General features: G+C 51.5%; 19 protein-coding genes and 1 tRNA gene. 12 read left to right on the forward strand and 8 right to left on the reverse strand.

Features of this window, described 5'->3' with window-relative positions:
• Positions 1-684: 684 nt before the first annotated feature.
• Genes H6F80_RS14775 through H6F80_RS14785 form a run of 3 tightly spaced genes read left to right on the forward strand, consistent with a single transcriptional unit; the run spans position 685 to position 5,477 of the window.
• On the forward strand, positions 685-3,621 hold the full coding sequence (locus H6F80_RS14775; RefSeq protein ID WP_190792294.1) for an MFS transporter: 2,937 nt from the start codon (positions 685-687) through the stop codon (positions 3,619-3,621).
• A 33-nt stretch (positions 3,622-3,654) separates the two neighbouring features.
• Entirely contained in the window at positions 3,655-4,113 is a 459-nt protein-coding gene (locus H6F80_RS14780; RefSeq protein ID WP_190792295.1) for a Crp/Fnr family transcriptional regulator, read from the forward strand.
• Positions 4,114-4,151: 38 nt separating this feature from the next.
• Positions 4,152-5,477 (forward strand): serine hydrolase, encoded by a 1,326-nt coding sequence (locus H6F80_RS14785; protein ID WP_190792296.1) that lies wholly within the window; start codon positions 4,152-4,154, stop codon positions 5,475-5,477.
• A 7-nt stretch (positions 5,478-5,484) separates the two neighbouring features.
• On the opposite strand, the gene H6F80_RS14790 is transcribed toward H6F80_RS14785, so the two are convergent.
• From H6F80_RS14790 to H6F80_RS14805, 4 genes are all read right to left on the reverse strand, one after another.
• Positions 5,485-7,119, reverse strand: coding sequence for an ArnT family glycosyltransferase (locus tag H6F80_RS14790; RefSeq protein ID WP_190792297.1), 1,635 nt, complete (start codon positions 7,117-7,119; stop codon positions 5,485-5,487).
• Positions 7,120-7,278: 159 nt separating this feature from the next.
• Positions 7,279-7,980 carry a Crp/Fnr family transcriptional regulator gene (locus H6F80_RS14795; protein WP_190792298.1) on the reverse strand — a complete coding sequence of 234 codons (702 nt, stop codon included), beginning with the start codon at positions 7,978-7,980 and terminating at the stop codon, positions 7,279-7,281.
• A gap of 335 nt (positions 7,981-8,315) precedes the next feature.
• Complete coding sequence (locus tag H6F80_RS14800; protein WP_190792299.1) at positions 8,316-8,756, reverse strand: pentapeptide repeat-containing protein; 441 nt, start codon at positions 8,754-8,756, stop codon at positions 8,316-8,318.
• Between the two features lie 338 nt (positions 8,757-9,094).
• Positions 9,095-9,168, reverse strand: a tRNA-Arg gene (locus H6F80_RS14805).
• A gap of 439 nt (positions 9,169-9,607) precedes the next feature.
• On the opposite strand from H6F80_RS14805, the gene H6F80_RS14810 reads away from it, so the two are divergent.
• The 3 genes from H6F80_RS14810 (at position 9,608) to H6F80_RS14820 (ending at position 12,548) form a co-directional block, all read left to right on the forward strand.
• Positions 9,608-10,288: an Npun_F0813 family protein gene (locus H6F80_RS14810; protein WP_190792300.1), complete on the forward strand. Its 681-nt coding sequence runs from the start codon at positions 9,608-9,610 to the stop codon at positions 10,286-10,288.
• A 256-nt stretch (positions 10,289-10,544) separates the two neighbouring features.
• Positions 10,545-11,528 carry a hypothetical protein gene (locus H6F80_RS14815; protein WP_190792301.1) on the forward strand — a complete coding sequence of 328 codons (984 nt, stop codon included), beginning with the start codon at positions 10,545-10,547 and terminating at the stop codon, positions 11,526-11,528.
• 39 nt (positions 11,529-11,567) lie between these two features.
• Positions 11,568-12,548 (forward strand): helix-turn-helix domain-containing protein, encoded by a 981-nt coding sequence (locus tag H6F80_RS14820; RefSeq protein WP_190792302.1) that lies wholly within the window; start codon positions 11,568-11,570, stop codon positions 12,546-12,548.
• 40 nt (positions 12,549-12,588) lie between these two features.
• Here H6F80_RS14820 and H6F80_RS14825 read toward each other — a convergent pair whose 3' ends face one another.
• The 3 genes from H6F80_RS14825 to rsmI all read right to left on the reverse strand — a co-directional run bounded on the left by H6F80_RS14825 (position 12,589) and on the right by rsmI (position 14,577).
• On the reverse strand, positions 12,589-12,792 hold the full coding sequence (locus H6F80_RS14825; RefSeq protein ID WP_190792303.1) for a DUF1049 domain-containing protein: 204 nt from the start codon (positions 12,790-12,792) through the stop codon (positions 12,589-12,591).
• Positions 12,793-12,819: 27 nt separating this feature from the next.
• Positions 12,820-13,560 (reverse strand): hypothetical protein, encoded by a 741-nt coding sequence (locus H6F80_RS14830; RefSeq protein ID WP_190792304.1) that lies wholly within the window; start codon positions 13,558-13,560, stop codon positions 12,820-12,822.
• Positions 13,561-13,689: 129 nt separating this feature from the next.
• Positions 13,690-14,577 (reverse strand): 16S rRNA (cytidine(1402)-2'-O)-methyltransferase, encoded by an 888-nt coding sequence (gene rsmI, locus H6F80_RS14835; RefSeq protein WP_190792305.1) that lies wholly within the window; start codon positions 14,575-14,577, stop codon positions 13,690-13,692.
• A 278-nt stretch (positions 14,578-14,855) separates the two neighbouring features.
• Between rsmI and H6F80_RS14840 the strand changes: the two genes are divergently transcribed.
• The 6 genes from H6F80_RS14840 (at position 14,856) to H6F80_RS14865 (ending at position 19,880) form a co-directional block, all read left to right on the forward strand.
• Complete coding sequence (locus H6F80_RS14840; RefSeq protein ID WP_190792306.1) at positions 14,856-15,518, forward strand: sugar transferase; 663 nt, start codon at positions 14,856-14,858, stop codon at positions 15,516-15,518.
• 502 nt (positions 15,519-16,020) lie between these two features.
• Complete coding sequence (gene ntcA / locus H6F80_RS14845; protein ID WP_190792307.1) at positions 16,021-16,692, forward strand: global nitrogen regulator NtcA; 672 nt, start codon at positions 16,021-16,023, stop codon at positions 16,690-16,692.
• 320 nt (positions 16,693-17,012) lie between these two features.
• A complete protein-coding gene (gene rseP / locus H6F80_RS14850; protein ID WP_190792308.1) occupies positions 17,013-18,107 on the forward strand; it encodes an RIP metalloprotease RseP in 1,095 nt (364 codons plus the stop codon).
• Between the two features lie 43 nt (positions 18,108-18,150).
• Positions 18,151-18,954, forward strand: coding sequence for an endonuclease III (nth, locus tag H6F80_RS14855; protein ID WP_199296591.1), 804 nt, complete (start codon positions 18,151-18,153; stop codon positions 18,952-18,954).
• Positions 18,955-19,019: 65 nt separating this feature from the next.
• Complete coding sequence (gene rpsN / locus H6F80_RS14860; protein WP_190792309.1) at positions 19,020-19,322, forward strand: 30S ribosomal protein S14; 303 nt, start codon at positions 19,020-19,022, stop codon at positions 19,320-19,322.
• A gap of 189 nt (positions 19,323-19,511) precedes the next feature.
• Positions 19,512-19,880: a DUF8632 family protein gene (locus tag H6F80_RS14865; protein ID WP_190792310.1), complete on the forward strand. Its 369-nt coding sequence runs from the start codon at positions 19,512-19,514 to the stop codon at positions 19,878-19,880.
• A gap of 255 nt (positions 19,881-20,135) precedes the next feature.
• Here H6F80_RS14865 and H6F80_RS14870 read toward each other — a convergent pair whose 3' ends face one another.
• A complete protein-coding gene (locus tag H6F80_RS14870) occupies positions 20,136-21,500 on the reverse strand; it encodes an FAD-binding oxidoreductase (RefSeq protein WP_190792311.1) in 1,365 nt (454 codons plus the stop codon).
• Positions 21,501-21,586: the final 86 nt, after the last annotated feature.

Raw genomic sequence — 21,586 nt, forward strand, 5'->3', positions numbered from 1 at the left:
GCTAGAGTCATTGCTTCCCAGAGGGCTGTTGAGATGTCGATATGCTCCAGCCTAAACTTCAGGAAGCTTTCTTAATACTGCTATTCGCTGCTACTTCCTAAACATCCTCTAAGCAAGGTCTAGAGGATGAGCAAGGAAATATTAGAAAACTTAGACGGAGCCATCGGGTTCGAGCGCCAATGTCCTGCCGCTCGGAAGCTAGCCGAGTTGCTGACCCATGACCACTTCAACCCCATTTCCGTCTGCGGAAAAGACATCCATATTCAAAGCAATTCTGCACAGCAATTCCTGATTCTTCTGGATATGCTACAAGATAAACCGAAGGCGGTAGAGAACTCGTGCTTGTACGATTCTCTGAAAAAGTGGGATTGGCAAATGCTGACCGCTGGGTTGAGAAGTAGGGCATTCTAGAGGGAATGCTTAGAAGCATTATCCTGTCGAAGTGCTGCCCCAGTAGGGAAAGCAAGCAGTTCTCCTGAGGGAAGTGGGGCAGGATGCGCGAATGATACAAAAGCGTGTTTAGATTAGGCAGAGTACCAGCAATAAGGCTGATCCCACTGCATGAGACAGGATGGCAACGCCTCAAAAAAAACTCAGCGAAACCAGGGTGTATCTCAAAGCGGGAAACTGAGCAATGCCCAAAAATTCGCCACAAAATCAATCGGTGAAAGGCTGGTTGCGGTAATGGGTAACAGTTCTACCTCTGAAGGAAGCAGGGGAAGATGGCTGAATCTGCTCAATTTACGTCCTGAGGAAAGCGGTCGAACGTTCCTGATGTTTGCCTTTTATACCCTGTCCTCGGTGGGGATTCTGTGGCTAGAGGTCAGCGTTGCGGCTCTGTTTTTGGGCGAGTATGGCGCGGATTCGCTGCCCTGGATTTACATTGCCAGTGCGGGAATCGGGACGCTGTTTGGCTTCTTTTATGATTGGCTGCAAAAAGTGCTGCCGCTGCGACAGGCGATCGTTCTGACTTCGCTACTGATGGGCTTGCCGTTTTTGCTGTTTCAGCTCGAACTCAATCCGGCTTGGCTAGGCGCGTACACAGTTTTTTTAATGCGGCTATGGCTGGAAGCAATCTATGTGATTAGCGAGCTGATTACTTCGATCACGGCAAATCAGCTTTTCACGATTCGGGAAATCAAACGCACCTATCCCTTAATTAGCAGCGGAATTTTAGTCGCCGATGTAATTAGCGGTCTGTCGCTGCCGATTTTGCGCGGCTGGGTGGGTTTGGAAAACGTGATTTTGCTGGCTTGTCTGTTGCTGCTGGTGAGTTCGGGCATTTTATTTTATCTGACGCAGGCTTATGCCCAGTTTTTTCCCGATTCGCCCCGGAGACGATCGCAGGAAAGACTGTCCAATGACCCTGCCCGTCGCGCCCGCGGTTCAGTGCAGCAGTATGTCTGGTTAGTGATTGGGGTTTTTGCGCTGATTCAAGTGCTATTTGTGCTGCTCGATTTTCAGTATTTGCGGCAAATTGAGCAAAGTTTGTCGGTTCAGGTAGAGGAGATTGCCGACTTTCTTGCCCTGTTTAGCGCGATCCTCGGCATTTTTGAGCTGGTGACGCAGTGGTTTGTGTCGGGTCGGGTGGTCGAGCGGATGGGTGTTTTTGTGGTTTCGATTTTGCCGCCGCTGGCAATCGTCCTGCTCAGTTCCATCACATTTGTAGGTGGGTTTTCGCTGTTTGTAGGAATCGTGATGCTCAAGTTTGTGGATGAGCTGCTGCGCTACACGCTGGTGGCAAGCGTCAGTCCGGTGCTGTTTCAGCCGCTTCCTGAATCAATCCGCAATCGGACGCAGTCGTTTGTGCGGGGCATTGCCGAACCTGTGGCGATCGGGCTCACCGGAGCAGGGCTACTGCTGAATGTCTGGCTGCTGGAGCGCATTGGCAACGGGACAGCGGTAGAAGCAGTTCAGGGGCAAGTGTTCCTGTTTTATACAGCAGCGTTCGCGCTCTGCTGGCTAGTTGTGGTGGTGCTGCTGCGATCGAAGTATGTGGATGTGCTGGTACTAAGTACCGAGCGGCGACAGATCAGCCTTTCAGAACTCGATCTTCAAGCGTTTAAGCGCAGCATTGTGGAGGCTTTAAACCGTCCTAGCTCAGATGCAGAGAGGCGATCGTGCATTCAGTTTCTCACCCAGATTGATCCGAAAAATGTCAGTGAAGTCCTGACGCCGCTGTTGCCCCAGTTTTCGCCCGCGCTTCAGCGAGAAAGTCTGGAAGCAATGCTTAAAGCTCCCAATCCTGCCAGCCTGAAAGCCGTTCGCAAACTAACCAGTTCTCCTTTGCCGCCGGATGTGCTGGCGGTTGCCCTGCGCTATCTCTGGCTAACGGAACCCGATCCGGACCTGAATCAGCTCCGCGATTATTTCAAACCCTCGATCGATCCTGAAGTGCGAGGTACGGCGGCGGCTCTCATGCTGCGGCGCGGCAATCCCCGTCAGAAAGCAGAAGCCACCGATGTGCTGCGAAAAATGCTGACTCACTCAAAAGAACGAGAACGGGTGATGGGCTGTTGGGCGTTGGGAGATGCAGTTTATCTGCAATCGCTGCGGCTCCATATTCGCTCACTGCTGCAAGATCGATCGCTGCGGGTGCGGTGTGCCATGATCGAGGCGATCGCCGCTACCCATTTAGAGGAATACTATCCCGTTCTGCTGCGCGGACTGCACTACAAATCCACCCGCGAGGCATCGATGCGGGCACTGGTGCGCTTGGAAGGTGAGGCACTGCCGCTGCTCATTAACGTCGCTGAAAACAGCTATAAGCCCGAGATTGTGCGAAGCCATGCCTGGAACGCGATCGGTCAAATCGGCACATCTGAAGCACTGGATATTCTCGTATCGCGACTCATGACTGCATGGGGGGCAACGCGGCAAACGATTCTCAAAATTTTGCTGAAACTGCCGCAGGAAAGGGGTATCGAAGCAGTCGCCGATCGACTGGGACGCAGCGGCATTGGGACTTTTATCGATCAGGAACTCCTGTTTTTAGCCCATCTTTATGCCAGCCTGCTTGATCTCAACGCCGATCGAGTTTCGGGAGAAGCTGCGACTCTGCTGCGCCGATCGTTGCGCGATGCTGAGCAAGACACCTTCGATCGCCTATTTCTGCTGATGCGGTTTCTCTACGATGGCAGCACGATTCAGGCAGCCGCTTCCAGCATTGACTTTGATACGCGAGACAGCGTTGCTAGAGGGCTAGAAATTCTCGATAATACGCTGGACTTGCCCAGCAAACGCGCCCTGCTTCAGGTGCTCGATCGCCAGTCCGACCCGGAAAAGCTCAAATCCCTTAGCGAGTTTCTGCCCCATCAGCCGATGTCTCCCAGTCAACGATTGCGCCATCTGGTCGAACTGCGCCATTTCTTGTCGGACTGGACGCTTGCCTGCTGTTTCCATCTCGCGCGTCAGCAGCGATGGAGCCTCACCGCCGAGCAAACCCTCTCTTGCTTGCGAGACCCTACCGGCTATGTGCGTGAAGCAGTGCTAGCATACCTGCAAACCGTTTCGCCCAAAACGCTGCACAACCTGCTGCCTCATCTTAAAGACGACCCCGATCGCCTGGTCAGATCCCAAATTCAAGACATCCTCACCCGTGGACTCACCCCCGAAAACTAGCTGTTTGCCGCCCGTATTTTTGGTGCTGAACCTATGCTCACAAGCGTCGATCGCCTACTGTTTGTTCGAAAAGTCCCTATCTTCCAGGAGTTGCGCGATGACTTCCTGATGCGGCTGGCGGCTTCAATGGAGGAGCTTTCTTTTCCGGCAAAGCAGTCTATCTTCCGGCAGGGCGAAGAAGGGCGATCGCTTTATGTGCTGGTGTCGGGTCGGGTGCGGGTGCATATCGGCGATCGCGAACTGGCGCGACTGGAGCAGGGAACCTGTTTTGGGGAAATGTCAGTGTTCGACGCAGAACCCCGATCGGCTTCGGTTACCACGCTGGAACCCTGCGACTGCCTCATGCTGAATCAGCAGCAGCTTTATGATGCGATCGAGGAAACGCCCGATATCGCGATTAATATTATTCGTTTGTTGTCGCGCCGCACTCGCGAATTGAACCAAAAGATCAATTTGTTGAGCCAACGAAACATAAGTGCTGCAAAGCGGTAGAAGTGCGATCGATTCCTCCTACTGATGGAGCCGAAATCATGACTCAACCTGTCCTATCTAATGCCGAGATCACGGCTATTTTGCAGCAGCGAATCGAACAGGAAAAACGAGGGGTTGGTATTGTCGTCGGAGTCATTGACCAAAACGGAAAGCGGATTATTTCATGGGGCAGCCTGGATCAAACCCAATCTTGTCCGGTTGATGAAAATACTCTGTTTGAAATTGGTTCGATTAGCAAAGCATTTACGGCTCTGGTACTAATGAACATGGCAGAGCGGGGGGATCTAAAACTGGACGATCCCATTTCCGTTTTTTTACCAAAGTCGGTGAAAACACCCACGCGAAACGGTCGGGAGATTTCCCTGCTCAATCTGGCAACGCATACGTCTGGGCTACCGAGATTACCCGATAACCTTGCTCCACAGGATAACCGTGATCCCTATGCAGATTACACTGTCGAAAATCTCTATTCCTTCCTATCCAGCTATGACCTACCACAAGACATTGGTAGCCAATACGAATACTCGAATCTCGGCACAGGCTTACTGGGACACATCCTCAGCCTTGAAGCAGGAATGGATTACGAAACCCTGGTCAAAACCCAGATTGCCCAGCCTTTGCAGATGAACGATACCTGTATTCACATCTCCCCAGAGCAGCAGACACGCTTTACAACCGGACATAATGCCTTGGGTGAACCCGTTTCCTACTGGAACATGCCAACCCTGGCAGGCGCAGGGGCACTACGATCAACCGCTAACGATCTCCTCAAGTTTCTGGCAGTCAACCTGCAAATTACGCCATCCCCGCTCACCCCAATCCTACAAAAAACCCACGAGGTGCAAGCGCAAACTGGTATTTCAGGAATCGCAATCGCGATCGGCTGGCACGTCCTGAATGACAACGGCACTGAAATTATCTTTCATGACGGCGGAACAGGCGGATTTCGCAGCTTTCTTGGTTTTGTGAAGCCGAAAGGTCTGGGCGTTGTGGTGCTCTCTAATTCAGAGAATGATGTGAACGACATTGGACTGCATTTGCTGAATCAGAGAATTCCCCTGACGAAATCTAGCCCACCCCAGCAGCGTCAGGCAATCTCGCTTGATCCTGCATTATTCAATGCTTACGTCGGGCAATATCAGATCGAGCCGGGCTTTCTTCTGACCATCACGAACGAGCAGGATCAGTTTTATGCTCAGGCAACGGGACAGCAAAAGTTCGAGCTATTTGCGGAAACAGAAATTCAGTTTTTCCCAAGAGAATTCGATGCTCTCATTACGTTTGTTCGAGATGAGCAGGGAAGGGTGACACACCTCGTTCTGCACCAGGGGGGGCAGGAAATAGCAGCCCAAAAATTGGACTGACAAACTGCTAAGAAGCAGATTTCGTCACAAGCTGCCAGCCTTCCGCAGTGCCCAGCACTTTTTCCGATCGCAGTTTCAATTCCTGTCGGGTCGCTTCATCTAACAATAAATAGGGCTGCCTTTCTCTGCGCCAGATGCGCTTCAGTCGGGGAGTGTCTACTGGGATGATTTGTCGATCGCTATAGAAATTGAGCGAGGGTCGATTGTAATCGTAGGACGTATAGAGTTTTTGGTTCGCGGGGGTAAACTGCTGAATCATGGCGGCAACGGGCTTCACCGGAAAGGAATTTGCCAGCTCCCAGTTCCAGTGATGGGAACCCATAAACAGCAGCAGCGCAACGTAGGTTCCCCAGCCTAAAACAGCTAAAAATTGTGCCTCTCCCCGTGCCATTAGCACCGCCACCGACAGCATCGTCATCCCGACTGCCGCAAACACCAGCAGCAAATCCAGGTCTGAGGGAGATTGCAGCATCCCAAACCAAACCGCACCTGCCCCAGCAACCAACCCCAGCAAAACAAATAGAATCATCCATTGACGCGAATAGGCAATCGGCTCGGACTGCAACACGCCCGGATGTCTGCCCTGTTCCCACCGTTCTGAGAGAGTTGCGCCGATCGCCAGAGCTAACGCCGGATAAAGCGGCAAAATGTACCAGGGTAGCTTGGTCACCATCAGGGAAATCGCTGCAAAGTAAACCCCGCCCCAAACGATCGCCAGCTTTGCCCAACCCAGATTTCGCTGATCCCAGGCAGTTCGATAGCCCAGCGGCAGAAATAGAATCCAGGGAACGCCGTATTTGAGCATTTCCAGTAGGTAATACCAGGGCGCACCGCGATTTTGCTCTACGTCTGTCCAGATGCGCTGAAGCGACTGATCGCCCAGATTATTGCTGAGAAACAACTGCCCGTAATGCACCCATTGCAGCCCATACCACAGCAAGGCGGGAATCATTCCCAGCAAAACGCCATACCACAAATAGCCCGATCGCAGCAGCCGTGGGGTATCCCAAGCCAAAAATCCCACACCGATCGCCCCCAGCAGCAACCCGATCATAATGCCTTTAGTGAGGCAAATTAGTCCCAGCCCAATCCCTACGCCCAGCGTATAGCTGTAGTTACGTCGCGATCGCAGCAGACAGAGCATCATCACGATCAGGAAGCAGAGAATTGCACCGTCCAGCATCGCTAAGCGACCTAGCCGCACGACCGGGAGGGAAGTCAGGTAAACCAGCGTGGCGCATACCGCAGGCGATCGGCGGTGAAACACTTCACGGCACAGCCTGTAAAACAGCGGCACCGACATTGCAGTTAGGAGTGCGCCTGGTAGCCGAGCTGTCCACTCATTCACCCCGGCGAGCGAATAGCTAAGGGCAATCAGCCAGTGAACCAGGGGCGGTTTATTGAGATAGGGTTCGCCCCACATCGTTGGATGCAGCCAGGTCAGGTCACTAGAAGGAGCCTGTGCAATTTCTCTTGCTACCTGAGCGACTAGCCCTTCGTCCCAGTCCCGCAGCGGCAATCCGCCCAAATCCCAGGTAAATAAAAGCAGGGCAGCAATCAAAAATCCGATAGTCCAAAAACGGTCGATCGGGCGTTTATCGCGCTGAAGCCAGAAGATAAAGTCGTCGAGTTTGCGGGTCATGCTGTCGCAGAGGCGATCGCTTCACTGTTCCCCAAAGGGGTAATCGTTCCCTTATGACTTTACGCCAAAAGCAGATGTTTCGCGTTGGGTGCAGCGTTGCTGAGTCCACTGCTTCTCCAAACATTCGCTCAGAGCAGGATGTGCCCCAGGCAGTGATGTCTAGATCAAGATTCGCTCCAGGGCAGTGATATCAGGGATCGACAGCGTATCGCGATCGCGATAAATTAATCCCTTCTTCTCCAGCTTGCTAAGAACGCGAGTCACCGTTTCTCGTGCCAATCCACTGAGGCTGCTCAGTTCACGATGAGGCAAATTGGGAATCTCGATCCCTTGATCGCCCTGCTTGCCTTGCCCATCTGCCAAAAACAGCAAAATATCCGCAACACGAGATACGCTGTCTGACTCTCGCAACCGCAGCCGTCGGTTGACCTGTCGCAGCCGTCGTGCCATGAGCTGAGCCAATCGCATTCCAGAAGCAGGCTCACTGCGAATCAAATCCACAAAATCTTGAGAAGGCATATTACCGATCAGCGTGGGAACCAGGGTAATCACGTCAGTCGATCGCGGCACTTCATCGAGCGGAGCCATTTCGCCAAACAGTTCTCCTTTGCCCAGAACGTTTAACGTCACCTCTTTGCCGTCAAGGTTATAAGTGCGAATTTTTACCCAGCCTTCCAGGATGAAATAAACCGAGGTGCCCCAGTCGTTTTCCAACAAAATTACTTGATTTGCAGGATGACTACGAACCACCACATGGGCAACGGCCTTTTCAACGATGTCTTCGGGGAGTCCTTCAAAAAAGGGGGTAGAGCGAATAAGTAACGCTTCGCGGGAGTCGCGTGGAGAAAACCGATCGTGCATGGAGCTACACTACTCTAACCAGTCTGTTAGAGGTCGAGGAAAGGAAAGGTATCAGAGGACTCGATCGTAGCCGAAAAGCCGATTATTTATCAGGTAACACACACAACAAACTCTTTGACTTTTGCCAATTCTGGCTTTTGCCAATATCGATTCGTCAAAGTTATCTAAATTAGCCTCGAAAGCATCCCTGATTCCATCCAACTCGGACAATCTGCGGAAACTAGAAAAATCCTAGCACGGGCACGTTCTGTCAGAATTTTGGTTTCAGCAAATCTACCGACCTAAGAGCGCAGCTTCTGTATTTTATACAAAACGCTCAGCAGGCCTCCACAAACTCATTCTCCACCAATACTGAGCCCGGTTCCCAATATTGCAGCATCTGTAAGATTAATATCTTGCATTAGTGCGCCTGATACATCAGCGTAGAACACTGTTGCACGGGTTAAATTGACATTGGTAAGGTTGGTGTCGTTGAGGCTGGCATTTGTGAGATACGCCTCGGTCAGGTCTGCGTCTTTCATGTTTGCGCTGGTCAGGTCAGCCCCTTCCAAATTTGCCTCGGTCAAATCTGCTCCCCGTAAATTAGCATCCCGGAGATCTGCACCAATCAAATGCGCCTGTCTCAGATCTGCCCCAGACAAATCACAGCCCTGACACACCCCTGTTTCTAAAAGCTGCCTGACCTGTGCCGGATCTGCTGCCTGAGCAGATAGACCTCCTCCTAGAACAGGTAGTGCGGTCAAGATTGCAGCGACCACAAAGTATCGGGTTTGCATATCTTCCTCCCGGTTTAAGGCTAGTATCATTACAGCGAATCGAAGTCAGAAATCAACGATTTGCTTCCGCCGATTCTCCTGAGGGGAGAACTGCTTCACATCGCCAGTTGCTAATCACTACATTCGCGGTTCTTGCGATTTCGGAAAGAGCGGCAATTATTTTTGAATCTTTCTTCAGCAGTCCTGCTGCTGAGTTAAAGCCGCATCTAGCGGTGAAGCTCTCCACAAAGTTAATTACACGATAAGTCACACGAGCAGGCTTGACCTCACCCTTTTGGATCAGCTCATTGCCAGCCCAAGAGGTGATTCAGTTCTTTCATCTAACTTCATTCATTAAACGCCCCAGGCAGGACTCGAACCTGCGACCGATTGCTTAGAAGGCAATTGCTCTATCCAGCTGAGCTACTGGAGCCTATTGAGAAGCGGAAAGCTTCTTTTCTAAATCTTCCTAAGAAGTTACGTAATTCGTCAAGCCTGGGCAAACTAAAAACAGCTTGCTTCATGGGCTTGCTTCATGTCTGTTGAGCATCAATATAACATTCAATGCAGGAAGCGATCGATGCAGAGATCAGCCGGCTGGTGAATTCAGCAGTTTAATCGACCTGCATTTTTCTTTTCTAAGATTTCTAAACGCTTGCTAGCATTTCTGAACGTCACTATCCAGAGGTACACTTAGACCAATCTTTTCACGAATCAGCCCTTTCGCATAATCCACGGCGGCATTCGACGAACTCCAGTTCGCTTTCGATTGCAATGCGGAGCAGTTTCCTTAATAAGGTAATCGTGCCGCCTGCCGCAGGTTCATTACCTGGATTTCTGACCCCGACCTGTAGGAGTGCTCGAACTGCGTCATGTTTATCCTTAAGCGGCAGGATGTTGAAATTTCTAATATTCAGCACCCCAAGAAAGATCAGCAGATCCCGATTCTTCACTATCAAGGACAAACGTTTCGCTTAATCAGTGTCTTTAATGCGGCTCAGGAAGAGGACGCAAAAGCCTTTTGGCGCGATTTGACTGATAACCGGGGCAAAGCCTGTGTGTTGCTAGAAGAGCCAGAGCGATACAGCGTTTGGGGAAAAGTGCGGCTCGAACAACTTTCAGACGGAGCAGACGGGGCAGACGGGGCAGACGGGGCAGGATCAGAAACAGCACCAGCCTTAGTGCAAGCCAGCTTGCTGCTGCTGCAAGCTCTCTATATTGATATTGAGGATTTGCTGGGAGCACGTCAGGTCAACAATTTTCAAAAGGAGATTGCTGCCGTTTTTCAGCGAGGCAAGTTTCCCAAAACGGGTTCCCCCTCAGAAGTTCAGCAGTTGCTCACCGTTGATCCGCTACGGTTAGCCCTTCCTCCCTGGCAGGAAAATCATCTCAATTTGCTACTGCGGGAACTTTATCGCTTGGGAATGCAGTATTTTGGCAATACCAGCTTTACCGATCGCGTTCTGGATGCTCTGCAAGACATCCCCGACAAGGAGCGCAGTCAAGTTTTCAACTGGCTAAAACGATCGCCGGGCGGCAGGCTGTGGCAGTAAGCCATCTCAGATATCCCCTCAAGTCTACGGTCTACACGCCGCGGAGTTGAACTGAGACCATTGCCTGCCTACCAGTGACTTAATAACCAATGACCTTTGACCTTCTTCCCTTATATTGCTGCCCTCGGTTCATGATAACTACGCTGATATCGATCTGTAATTCATCTGCATCTTCATGCCAGAAGCTTAGTATGATCAAGTCCTCTTTCACTTTCTGCCTTCAATTGCCGTTCGCTATTGAGGAGCCGTTCCTTCCTTGAATACCAAAACTAAACTTGCGCTCTCGGCGCAAACTATCGTTCTCGCGGCGATCGCCTGGGCAGTCCTGGCACTTCTTTTCTTTCTGCTGTTTAGCGTTTCGCCCTCAGGAGAGGGACGCCCCGAATGGTACGGCGTGATCACCTATGTTTTTGAATCGCTTGCTTTTCTCGCAGCGGGCTTATTTTGCTTTCGCAACTGGCGCAGCCCTCAAATTGTGAGTGGTCGAACCGTCTGGCTGGCGATTGGGCTGGGCATGCTCACTTACTTCATCGGCAATTTGATTCTGGGCTACTGGGAAATCGGCTTGGGCAAATCGCCTGAAGTGTCTCCTGGAGATTTGTTTTATATTCTGACCTACCTCTTCCTGGGCTGGGGAATGCTGCGGGCAGTGCTCACTCGCCGCCTCAATCTCACTCCCATTCAGTGGGGCATCCTGGCAGCAATTACGATCGTGGGAATTACGATCGCGGCTTCCTTTGCTCCTTCCAGCACCACTGCTGCTGAATGGTCTGCTCCTGGCTCTGCTGAACAGCTCGTTGCTGCCGCACCCAGTCCAACCAATGCCAGCCCTACACCTACCGTTGATACGTTTCCTGCTATACCGAATCCGGCTTCTCCAGAAGTTGCAGATGTCCCAGCCTGGGCGATCGCAATGGAGTCGCAGCTTGAACCTCTTGCTGGAATCATTAGCTGGCTCTACATTATCGGCGATGTGATTTTGGTGGTGATGGCAACAATGCTGTTGCTTGCTTTCTGGGGTGGGCGGTTCTCGTTATCCTGGCGGTGTATTGCGGCGGCGGCTCTCTGCTTCTATATTGCAGACATCTGGTTTAACTATGCGGTGACCTATATTCCTGGGTATGAAACAGGGGCATTACCCGAAGTGTTCTGGGTTTTTAGCGGCTGCTTGTTTGCGATCGGGGCTGCTTTAGAATATGACCTATCGACTCGACGACAAACCCGACGACGACGCAGCTAAAATGAAAGACGCATCTCATTTTGGGTGAGAAAACCTGGCATGGCTCCGAAGAAACTGTCTGAATCTGACAAGCAGGATATTCTAAACCGCTATCGTCAATCCGAGGAGACGGCTGCGAGTTTGGCAACTCATTATGGGGTAAGTACCAGTACGGTGAGCCGTCTACTCAAGCAAAGCATTCCAGAACAGGAATATGAAGTTCTGGTGCAGCAAAAGCGATCGGGAGCCAGAACACTGGACACTAATGATTTGCCAGACCTGGAGGCAATCAGTGCCGCATTAGCCGTTGTGCTGAAAGCTGATCGTGCTGCACAAGACAAACCTGCAGAAGATTCCGCAGAAGCAGCAGAAACCCCAAAACCCGCGATTGAAATGCCTCGCCAGCGCAAGCGATCGCAATCGACTCTGACAGAGTCCGCTTCGGTGTCTATGCCAATTGTCGAAGCCCAGCTCGAGGTTCCGCTCACAATTCAGCAGGAACCAGAGTTCGACGACGAAGCTGAAGAAGCGGCAGTTATCCCGTCTGACGGTAGCCTGACGAGCCGACCGCTCAGTCCTGATACGCTCGACGAAGAGCTAGAAGACGACCTCGATGATGAGGACGATGACCTCGACGATCTCGATGATGACCTTGATGACGAAGACGACGATGAAGACGATGATCTGAGCGGTGATGTGCCGATCGAGATGGTTCACGTCCAGGGCAAGGGCATGGTAAATGTGTTGCCGCTCTCCGAGGCCCAGATTCCCCGCACTTGCTATGTAGTGGTCGATCGCTCCGCAGAGCTGATTACTCGTCCGCTCAAAGACTTTGCTGAGCTGGGACAAATTCCACCCGGAGAAGTTCAGGAGAAAACTCTACCTATTTTCGATAATCATCGCGTGGCGAAGCGGTTTCTCCGTCGAATGCAGCGTATTGTCAAAGTTCCAGACGGTCGAATGTTTCAAAAAGTGACCCCCTACCTTCAGGCAAAAGGCATTACGCGCCTGCTCATCGACGGGCAAATTTACTCAATCTAGTCTGTCCTACCCGCTCACTACTCACCCACCTACCGCTTCTCTAATCCCTGCCTCCCAACGGTAGAAAGAGGGCGGTCCCTGCCATGCCCAGAACAACGCTAAACGCCAGCACTAGTCCGATCGGAATTTGGATCGACTGAAAGCCCAAAAACTGAAAGGCGATCGGGGCTGCGTTTTGAATTGCAACAATCGCGATCACGCCAATCCAAACGGCGGTCAGCAGGGGAATCAGAACTTTTGCCATCGGGGCTCCAGAGAGTTATCAAGGGGGTCAGGGCGCAGAGCAGACATCGGTTAGACAGACCACCAGAACAGACTGAATCTTCGCATCCGGGCGAAAATTTCCGGTTTCATTGTATTCGCTGCTTGCAGCAGGATAAACTCCCGCAGTCTGCTGGTTGCCGTTCCCGGTCGCGAAGGAAATGTTGGGGACAGGCTGTCGCTCAAAGCGGGCATACTCTCTTGCTTCATTCTGCGTATTGTAAGACAGAGTTACTTTCCCATATGCCTGCTCTGCCTGGGCAATCGACGTTCCGGCTCCTACCCCTTCTGCGGTGCGGTATTTGGGATTGCGGGTGAGAATGCCCTGAATCAAATCGCTGTCCTTTAACGGTTGCTTTGCCAGATGCAGCAAGTAGAACTGCACCTCGCCGCCCTGGCTCACCTCGATCGCATCAAAATCCACCATAAACGGCGACTTTTCTGTAAACGTTGCGGTTGCTCCCAAGGTTTGCTTCAGTTCGCCCAGCCTGATTCCTAATTGAGCTGCCCCAACCCCTTTGTCAGAAATCGTTGTATTTTGAACCTCTCCGGTAGGAGCTACATCCGGGCTGGCACTGGCTGAAGGAGTTTCAGTTTGGGGAGAAGCAGCGATCGAAGGACTGGAATCGGGAGAGGCAGTAATCGATTGATTGCCAGAGCCATTACAGCTTGACACGAGCAGAACGGTGCTCAGCAGCACAAAGCCAAAGTTGAGCGGAGCAGAGCGGAAAGGCATAGGAATTCGAGACATTATCACTGGGTGAAACGACGGCATAGCATCAGGAACGAGGCATTTGGGGGAAGCGGTTTGCTGAGACAGAGTTACGATCGTCTTCATCCCCTTCCCGATCGGCGACCTCCCGAAAAGAGCTGCTTTCCATTATCGTGTCTTCTTCAAATCTTTTAGCGACATATCTTCCAGCGACACGTCTTCCAGCGACAGAGCAAGCTGATAGAGATCACGGCGAGGCAAATGGGTTTGACTGGCAAGCTGACGGCTCGCTTGAGAGCGAGACATTCCCTGCCGCAGCAGCTCTTGCAATTCAGTTTTAAGGGCACTTTCAGATAAAACCCGTGTGGCGGGCTGGCCTCCGGCAATCACCAGCGTAAATTCACCGTAGGCTTCCTGAGTCTGGTAGTGCTGCTCTGCCTCTGCCAGGGTTCCCCGCCAGAATTGCTCATGCAGTTTGGTAAGTTCTCTTGCCAGCACAATTTGCCGATCGCCTCCAAACTCTTCCCGCAAATCTTTCAAAGTCTGCCGCAGTCGGTGAGGAGCCTCGTAGCACACGATCGTGCGAGTTTCGCTCTGCAATGCGATGAGCCGCGCTTGACGCTCTGTGCCTTTTGTGGGCAAAAATCCTTCGAAGACAAAGCGATCGGTGGGAAGCCCAGCTGCGCTCAGGGCAGTGACCACAGCAGAAGCTCCCGGAATCGGTACGGCAGGGATTCCTTGCTCGATACAGGCTTTTACCAGCTCATAGCCGGGATCGGAAATGCCTGGCATTCCGGCATCGGTCACAAGCGCGATCGAATTGCCCTGTTGAAGGCGACGCAGTAGCTCATCCTGACGGCTACGGCGATTGTGGTCGTGATAGCTAATCTGCGGCGTTTTGATCTGGAAGTGCTGAAGCAGCTTTCCAGTGTGACGAGTGTCTTCTGCCGCAATAAAATCAACCTGACGTAAAACTTCGATCGCCCGGAAGGTCATGTCTTCCAGATTGCCGATCGGGGTTCCTACGATGTATAACGTTGCAGACTGAATCTCCATACCAGGATCTTAACCACGGAAGGCAAAACCTTGTGGAAATTGCCTGGTAATTTTCCCGGAGAAGCTCCCTATTTCTAAAGCTGTCCTTGAAGTGTTGATAAAGCGAAACCTTCGCTGTTGCTTGCCCCTGAATCAAAGCGCATTCTGGTTTCATCAGTTGCTTTTATCAGAGCGCAAAGCTGCCGAAATTGCGGTTTAAGGGCGCGCTCACTGCTCTGGTTCAATCAATTGTTCTTTGGTTTGCCTCTTTTGGGGCGTTGTCTAGAGGCTGCTGCGCTATGTCATTCACACATTCTGAATTTGTTACCCTACTGCCGTCATTTGCATCTGAGATTCATCCTTCGGTTCAGAGCAGAACTAAGCGATCGATCGATATTCTGGGCGCAGGGGTTGGCTTAACGCTGACCGCTCTGGTTTTGATCCCGATCGCAGTAGCAATCTATATCAGCGATCCCGGCCCCATTTTTTACAGCCAGGAGCGATGCGGGTTTCGCGGACAAACGTTCCGCATCTGGAAGTTTCGCTCGATGGTGGTGAATGCCGAGAAACTTCAGCATCAGGTTCAAAATCAGGCGCAAGGCTACATCTTTAAGAACGATTGCGATCCTCGTATTACGCGAGTAGGACGATTCCTGCGGCGTACTAGCCTAGACGAGCTGCCACAATTCTGGAACGTGCTACGCGGCGAGATGAGCCTGGTTGGAACCCGCCCGCCTACGCTAAATGAAGTGAGCCGCTACAAAGCTCACCACTGGCAGCGGCTAGAGGTAAAGCCAGGTATCACGGGAGAATGGCAGGCAAATGGTCGATCAACCGTAACCGATTTTGAGGAAATCGTGAAATTAGATTTGCGCTATCAGGAACGCTGGTCGATCGCTTATGATTTAGGGCTGATTTTCAAAACTATCCAGGTTGTGCTTAATCGTCGGGGAGCCTGTTAGCCAGGAGAAGACAACGTTTCGCCAGACAACAATGCGAAGCCGTTTCCCCTTCAGCAGAATCAATGGTGATATTTAATTGGGAAATAGAGCATTAGAAAACATCCTTCACAAAACTGGCACTGCTGACCCTCGCAAATCCAATTTTGGAAGCATTGTCTTGAGCTGCTGGAGCAATATCAGTCTCAGTCAGTCGGTTTTAACAGGAACTTTTTGCCCCTATTTCGCCTTAAAATCTGACTTTTTCAGCACTTAGACCAAGATTGGGCTAGATATGTATTACTTAATACAAAAAATCCGCTCAGAGTTAAGTTTAGTAATTTAAAGTCAGAAAGCTATCACAGAAGTTCCGATATCCCATTTGGCTTAACCCTACTTGCTCCACACCAGAGTGAAGGACAGGGGGTAAAAAGTCGGTTAGAACCAATTGGGCTAGAACGAATGATCTTATTGGTAGCAGGTGGCGGTAAGATGAAATCTTCAAAGGCGGGCTGGGGGAAGGGATATGGTAGCTGCACCAAATAAGCCATTGGCAAACGTCTTTCGTCAATTAAGCGGGAGTGCTTTTCCACCTGTTGTTGAAGCCTACGATCGTGGCAAAACAATCTTCTTTCCCGGCGACCCTGCCGAGCGAGTTTACTTCCTGCAAAAAGGGGCAGTCAAACTATCTCGCGTGTATGAAGCAGGTGAGGAAATTACGGTCGCGCTTCTCCGTGAAAACAGCGTGTTTGGCGTTCTGTCGCTCATCACCGGGCAACGTGCTGATCGCTTCTATCATGCCGTTGCCTTTACGCCCGTTGAGCTGCTGTCTGTGCCGATCGAGCAAGTCGAGAAAGCCCTGAAGGAAAACCCCGATCTCTGTATGCTGATGCTGCAAGGGTTATCCTCCCGAATTCTGCAAACCGAGATGATGATCGAAACGCTGGCGCATCGCGACATGGGATCACGTCTAGTCAGCTTCCTGCTGATTCTTTGCCGCGACTTCGGCATGCCCACCACCGAGGGCATTACGATCGACCTTAAACTATCTCATCAGGCAATTGCGGAAGCGATCGGCTCAACGCGGGTCACTGTGACTCGGCTGCTCGGCGATCTGCGTCAGGATCAAATGATTTCGATCCACAAGAAAAGAATTACCGTTCACAATCCAGTCACGCTCAGCCAGCAGTTCACTTAAAGTTAGCTGTGTCGCTGTTCAAAACACCCATGCCCCCAGAAGGACAGGAAGGACAAGGGATAGAACTTTCATTTCCCAAGTAACCTCATCCTAAGCGAATGCTTCTGGAGAAGAGGAACAGGAGGCTTGCGATCGGACGCGAACAAACGTTGCCGAACGGAGAAAGCTTGCGATTCCAACAAAACCTGAGTTAGCCAAATACACTGATAACCATTCACCCCTCATCTCCCCCTCCCCCACCCAACCCTCAGGGTAGAAGTAGTAATCCTCACCGCCCTTTAGAATGGACTACAGATGGTTCTATTTATTAATCTGGGTCTATGTCAGTATTAGCGACAATCTCAGTTCTCGCCCTGTTAATTGTGGTTCACGAGCTGGGGCACTTTTTGGCAGCTCGTCTGCAAGGAATTCACGTCAATCGATTTTCGATCGGCTTTGGTCCGATTTTGCTGAAGTATCAGGGTGAGCGCACCGAATACGCGCTGCGAGCGATTCCGCTGGGTGGCTTTGTTGGCTTTCCCGACGATGACCCAGATAGTACAATTCCGCCCAACGATCCAAATCTGCTGAAAAACCGTCCGGTGCTCGATCGCGCCATTGTAATTAGTGCAGGCGTGATCGCCAATCTGATTTTTGCCTATCTGGTGTTTGTGGCGCAGTTCACAACGATCGGCATTCCTGAACAGTTTGATTATCAACCAGGCGTCGTAGTTCCAGAAATCATTTCTCAACAATCTCCGGCAGCACGGGCAGGGCTTCAGGCAGGAGACATTATCCTAGAAGTCAACGATCAGCCGCTGGGAGCCTCTCAGGACGCCGTTAAATCGCTAATGGAAACGATTCGCACCAGTCCGGATCAGCCTGTTGAATTTACCGTGCAGCGAGGCGATCAACAGCTTGATCTCAGCATTACCCCTAAAGCGGGAGAAGATGGCGTCGCAAAAATCGGCGTACAGCTTGCCCCCAATATCAATGCAACTCAGTATCGCCGCCCCAATGGCGTTTTTGAGGTGCTGGGACTGGCAGCAAAGCAGTTTCAGGGAATGTTTCTTGCCACTGTGAATGGATTTATTGGTCTAATCACCAACTTCTCCTCGATGGCAGGGCAGGTCGCCGGCCCCGTCAAAATTGTGGAGCAGGGCGCGGGCTTGGTTGCAGCGAACGCGGGAAGCCTGTTTCCCTTCACGGCAATCATCAGCATCAACCTAGCGATTATCAATATTCTGCCGCTTCCGGCTCTGGATGGCGGACAGCTTGTGTTTCTGTTGCTGGAAGGACTGCGCGGTAAGCCTTTGCCCAATCGGATTCAAGAGAACGTGATGCAAACCGGGCTGGTACTGCTGCTCGGATTAGGAATCTTCCTGATCGTTCGCGATACTACTCAGCTTGCGATTTTCCAGAGACTCTTCCAGTAGTCGCAGGGCAGCATGAACGTTAGGATGAGTTGGGCGTACAAGCTTGTCCAAGGGCTACGCGAACTGCCATCACTTTTGGTATGACGGTGTAGCCATCACCTCGTTTCCTTTTCTCTACTTCCTTTGTATCGTGAGACTTCGCAGCCTTTCTGCCCGAAAACAGCAGGCGTTAGAAATTCTGGTACGTCTGAAGCGGCTTTACCCGGAAGCTCCCTGCACGCTGGACTATGAGACGCCGGTGCAGCTTATGGTTGCTACGATTCTGTCTGCCCAATGTACCGATGAGCGGGTGAATCAGGTGACGCCTGCCCTTTTTCGCCGCCTTCCTGATGCTGAGGCGTTTGCCAATGCGGATGTTGCTGAAATTGAATCTTTGGTGCGATCGACTGGTTTTTATCGAAACAAAGCCAAAAATATCCAAGCTGCCTGCCGCCTGATCATGACCCAGTTTGGGGGTGAGGTTCCGCAACGGATGGAAGACCTGCTGACCCTGCCTGGCGTTGCCCGTAAAACGGCGAATGTAGTTTTAGCTCACGCCTTTGACATCCATGCAGGAGTCACAGTCGATACCCACGTTAAACGGCTGAGCGGACGACTGGGACTCACCAAAGAAACAGATCCGCTCAAGATCGAACGAGATTTGATGAAGCTGCTGCCCCAGCCCGACTGGGAAAACTGGTCGATTCGGCTGATTTATCATGGTCGTGCAGTTTGCAATGCCCGTAATCCTGCCTGTGATGTTTGTGCGTTAGCCGATTTGTGTCCCTCAGCCGATCGCTCCAAAATCACGCCGCCTCCTTTACCTGTTGTGGGGTTTGTGCCAGAAGGACGGATTGAGGTGAGGTAGTCAAGCTCTTACAACCTGCGGTAGTATAGTAAATGCTGTCTAAATAGGAACAACGTAATTCTTTCATGGCTAAGAAAGGCATGATCGAGCGTGAGAAAAAACGCCAAAAGCTCGTGGCGAAATACGCTCAAAAGCGCGAAGAACTGCTCGAACAATTTTCAAACACAACCTCTCAGCAGGAAAAGCTGGAAATCCATCGTCAGATTCAACAGCTTCCCCGCAACAGTGCGCCTGTGCGCCTCCACAATCGCTGCTGGCTCACAGGTCGTCCGAGAGGCTACTATCGAGATTTTGGTTTGTCTCGCCACGTTTTTCGGGAAATGGCGCATCAGGGCTTGCTGCCAGGTGTGGTCAAGTCAAGCTGGTAATCACTCCCAGAGTGTTCAGCCAGCCCAATTTAACCGATTTTATTTTGAGAGGAGGGCGATCGTGAAACACCGATCGCTCTTTTGCCATTTCTCAACTTTCGCAATTTTCCCGATCCTTTGCTACGCTATTAATCCAGAAAATGCCAGTGCAGTGTAGATTACAAGCCAGAAGCCTTAGCCTGTGAGATGATGCAGCATCCGTTTGAACATGGACAAATTTTTTACAGCTCCGGTGGACATTTCACCTACCGAGTGATTGGTCCCTGCTGTCGCCTGTTCGATCGTGAAGAGTTACCCTGGCCCTGCTGTCGGCTTCAGTGGCGCAGCAAGGAACCGAGCTGGCGGCGAATTGGCAAACGGTTTGTTCCTGATCTGGCAACAAAAAGTAGTCCATCCTACTCGGTTGAGGTGCTGGGGCAGGAGTATTCGGGGCGATCGATCATCACGCTCTATCCAGTAAAGCTGTCTCCTGAACTAAAGGAATGGTGGTACTCCAAACGAATTCAAGAAGAAAATACCCCCATCGATAGCCCGAAAGTGCTGACTGTAGAACCATAGGAGAACTGCAGGATCAGTGAGGCAAAGTATTAATTCTTAAAGCTCTGGGTCTAGCATCCCACTGCGCCAAGTCATCCTACAGTTTGCTCAATTAGGACAGCCATACCCGATAGGACAACCATATCCGTCCGAACAGGCAACAAAAAACGATCGCCGTGCAGGACGATCGTTGGCATGAATCAGGTTGCTCCTATTAAAAAAAATTGAATCCCGCTTTGTCACCCAACTTCATTCTTCAAAACAGAAAAATTACGTTTAGCCCTCTATCCGTTCATCCCAGGTTCGCATTTTGCCGGGATTTAATAGTCCGGCGGGATCAACCTGCTCTTTGAACTGAAGCTGCATGGGGTCGATCGTTTTTCTGCCACCGTCTTCAATGATGAAGGTATGGGGATTGGCAATAAATGCGCCGTGCTCCTCGTGGTAGCGCATGATTTCGTTGAGGCGATCGGGTGTAGTGTAGCGCACAAGCTGTAGAGCTGCCGGAACAACCGTGCCTTTGGCACGAATAAATTCTAAGTGCATCATCACCTCATCGCCGAAGTGGTGATACATGTGCTCCACCAGCTTCAGATCTTTGTCCGCGGGGAAGATGGTTTGCAGATAGGTAATCGATGAATCGATGCTGCGGGCATGTAACGTGGTGTGGTTCCACGTGAATTCTCCTAGAACGACGCCTTTAGTGGCTTCCTGCGCGGATTTTTGATAGACGATTGTTCCGCCAAACTCTTTCACGAGTTCGCCAAAGGATTCGAGGCAGGGTTCCGCAATCATCACAAACGCAGAGTGCTGTTCTGGCGTGAGGACGTTTCGCAGGGCGGCAAAATACTGAGGAATCGGAGCCGCGAAGATGGTGATTAGCTTTTTAATCATGCCGTCGGAGTCGCCCAGGGTCTGACCGAACCGGGCTGCCGTCATGAAGTCGGGGAAGGTGACAATCAGCTCTGACCAGGGATAAGCTGCCGTCAGGGGAATTTCCAGCTCTGTGATAATGCCGTTTGTGCCCCAGGCGTGGGCCACCTTGTACACATCGTCGCCCCGCAGCTCGATCACGCGCGGACTTTCTTCCATTGTTACCACCCGCAGAGCCAGCAAGTTTCCACGATCGGCAATCAACCCGTAGGTAATCGAGCCAATACCGCCACTGCCGCCACCAATGAATCCGCCGATCGAAGCTGTTCGATAAGTAGACGGAGCCATGCGAATTTCCCAGCCTGTTTCGCGGGTTTGTTTGTCGATCGCTGCCAGTTTTGCCCCCGCTTCAACGCAGGCGATTCCCGGTTTGACCCATTTCACCGCCTGCATTTTGGTCATGTCGAGAATCACCCCGCCCCGCATCGGCACACACTGACCATAGTTCCCCGTGCCTGCGCCCCGCACCGTGAGCGGAATCTGATGCTTGACACACAGGGCAGCCACCCGCATGACTTCTGCTTCATTTGCCGGACGAATTACAATTTCTCCAACCTTATTGTTAAGCTGCGCCTGGAGCAGGGGACTGTAGGTGTAATAGTCCTTGGAAAGCTTGGCAACCTGCACCGCGTCGCGAATGACCTCAATGCCCTCTAATTCAGCTACGATCGCATTCCAATCGATCGAACGTGCTTCCGCAACCGTCATGCTGGGATTCTCCGGGAGTAACGAAAAGTGTAACTGCCTTTCCCATATTAAAAACCGAATTTTCAATAATCCGTCAATCTGGATGC

The organism is Leptolyngbya sp. FACHB-711 (assembly GCF_014695615.1).
Lineage (GTDB): Bacteria > Cyanobacteriota > Cyanobacteriia > Elainellales > Elainellaceae > Leptolyngbya_A.

Coding starts and splice junctions, on each gene's coding strand:
- H6F80_RS14795 (WP_190792298.1), bottom strand. CDS start 7,980: ATGCACGATCGGTTTTCTCCACGCGACTCCCGCGAAGCGTTACTTATT.
- H6F80_RS14810 (WP_190792300.1), top strand. CDS start 9,608: ATGTTTATCCTTAAGCGGCAGGATGTTGAAATTTCTAATATTCAGCAC.
- H6F80_RS14785 (WP_190792296.1), top strand. CDS start 4,152: ATGACTCAACCTGTCCTATCTAATGCCGAGATCACGGCTATTTTGCAG.
- H6F80_RS14840 (WP_190792306.1), top strand. CDS start 14,856: ATGTCATTCACACATTCTGAATTTGTTACCCTACTGCCGTCATTTGCA.
- H6F80_RS14780 (WP_190792295.1), top strand. CDS start 3,655: ATGCTCACAAGCGTCGATCGCCTACTGTTTGTTCGAAAAGTCCCTATC.
- H6F80_RS14800 (WP_190792299.1), bottom strand. CDS start 8,756: ATGCAAACCCGATACTTTGTGGTCGCTGCAATCTTGACCGCACTACCT.
- H6F80_RS14825 (WP_190792303.1), bottom strand. CDS start 12,792: ATGGCAAAAGTTCTGATTCCCCTGCTGACCGCCGTTTGGATTGGCGTG.
- H6F80_RS14830 (WP_190792304.1), bottom strand. CDS start 13,560: ATGTCTCGAATTCCTATGCCTTTCCGCTCTGCTCCGCTCAACTTTGGC.
- H6F80_RS14775 (WP_190792294.1), top strand. CDS start 685: ATGGGTAACAGTTCTACCTCTGAAGGAAGCAGGGGAAGATGGCTGAAT.
- H6F80_RS14790 (WP_190792297.1), bottom strand. CDS start 7,119: ATGACCCGCAAACTCGACGACTTTATCTTCTGGCTTCAGCGCGATAAA.
- rseP (WP_190792308.1), top strand. CDS start 17,013: ATGTCAGTATTAGCGACAATCTCAGTTCTCGCCCTGTTAATTGTGGTT.
- H6F80_RS14870 (WP_190792311.1), bottom strand. CDS start 21,500: ATGACGGTTGCGGAAGCACGTTCGATCGATTGGAATGCGATCGTAGCT.
- ntcA (WP_190792307.1), top strand. CDS start 16,021: ATGGTAGCTGCACCAAATAAGCCATTGGCAAACGTCTTTCGTCAATTA.
- rsmI (WP_190792305.1), bottom strand. CDS start 14,577: ATGGAGATTCAGTCTGCAACGTTATACATCGTAGGAACCCCGATCGGC.
- H6F80_RS14820 (WP_190792302.1), top strand. CDS start 11,568: ATGGCTCCGAAGAAACTGTCTGAATCTGACAAGCAGGATATTCTAAAC.
- H6F80_RS14865 (WP_190792310.1), top strand. CDS start 19,512: ATGCAGCATCCGTTTGAACATGGACAAATTTTTTACAGCTCCGGTGGA.
- rpsN (WP_190792309.1), top strand. CDS start 19,020: ATGGCTAAGAAAGGCATGATCGAGCGTGAGAAAAAACGCCAAAAGCTC.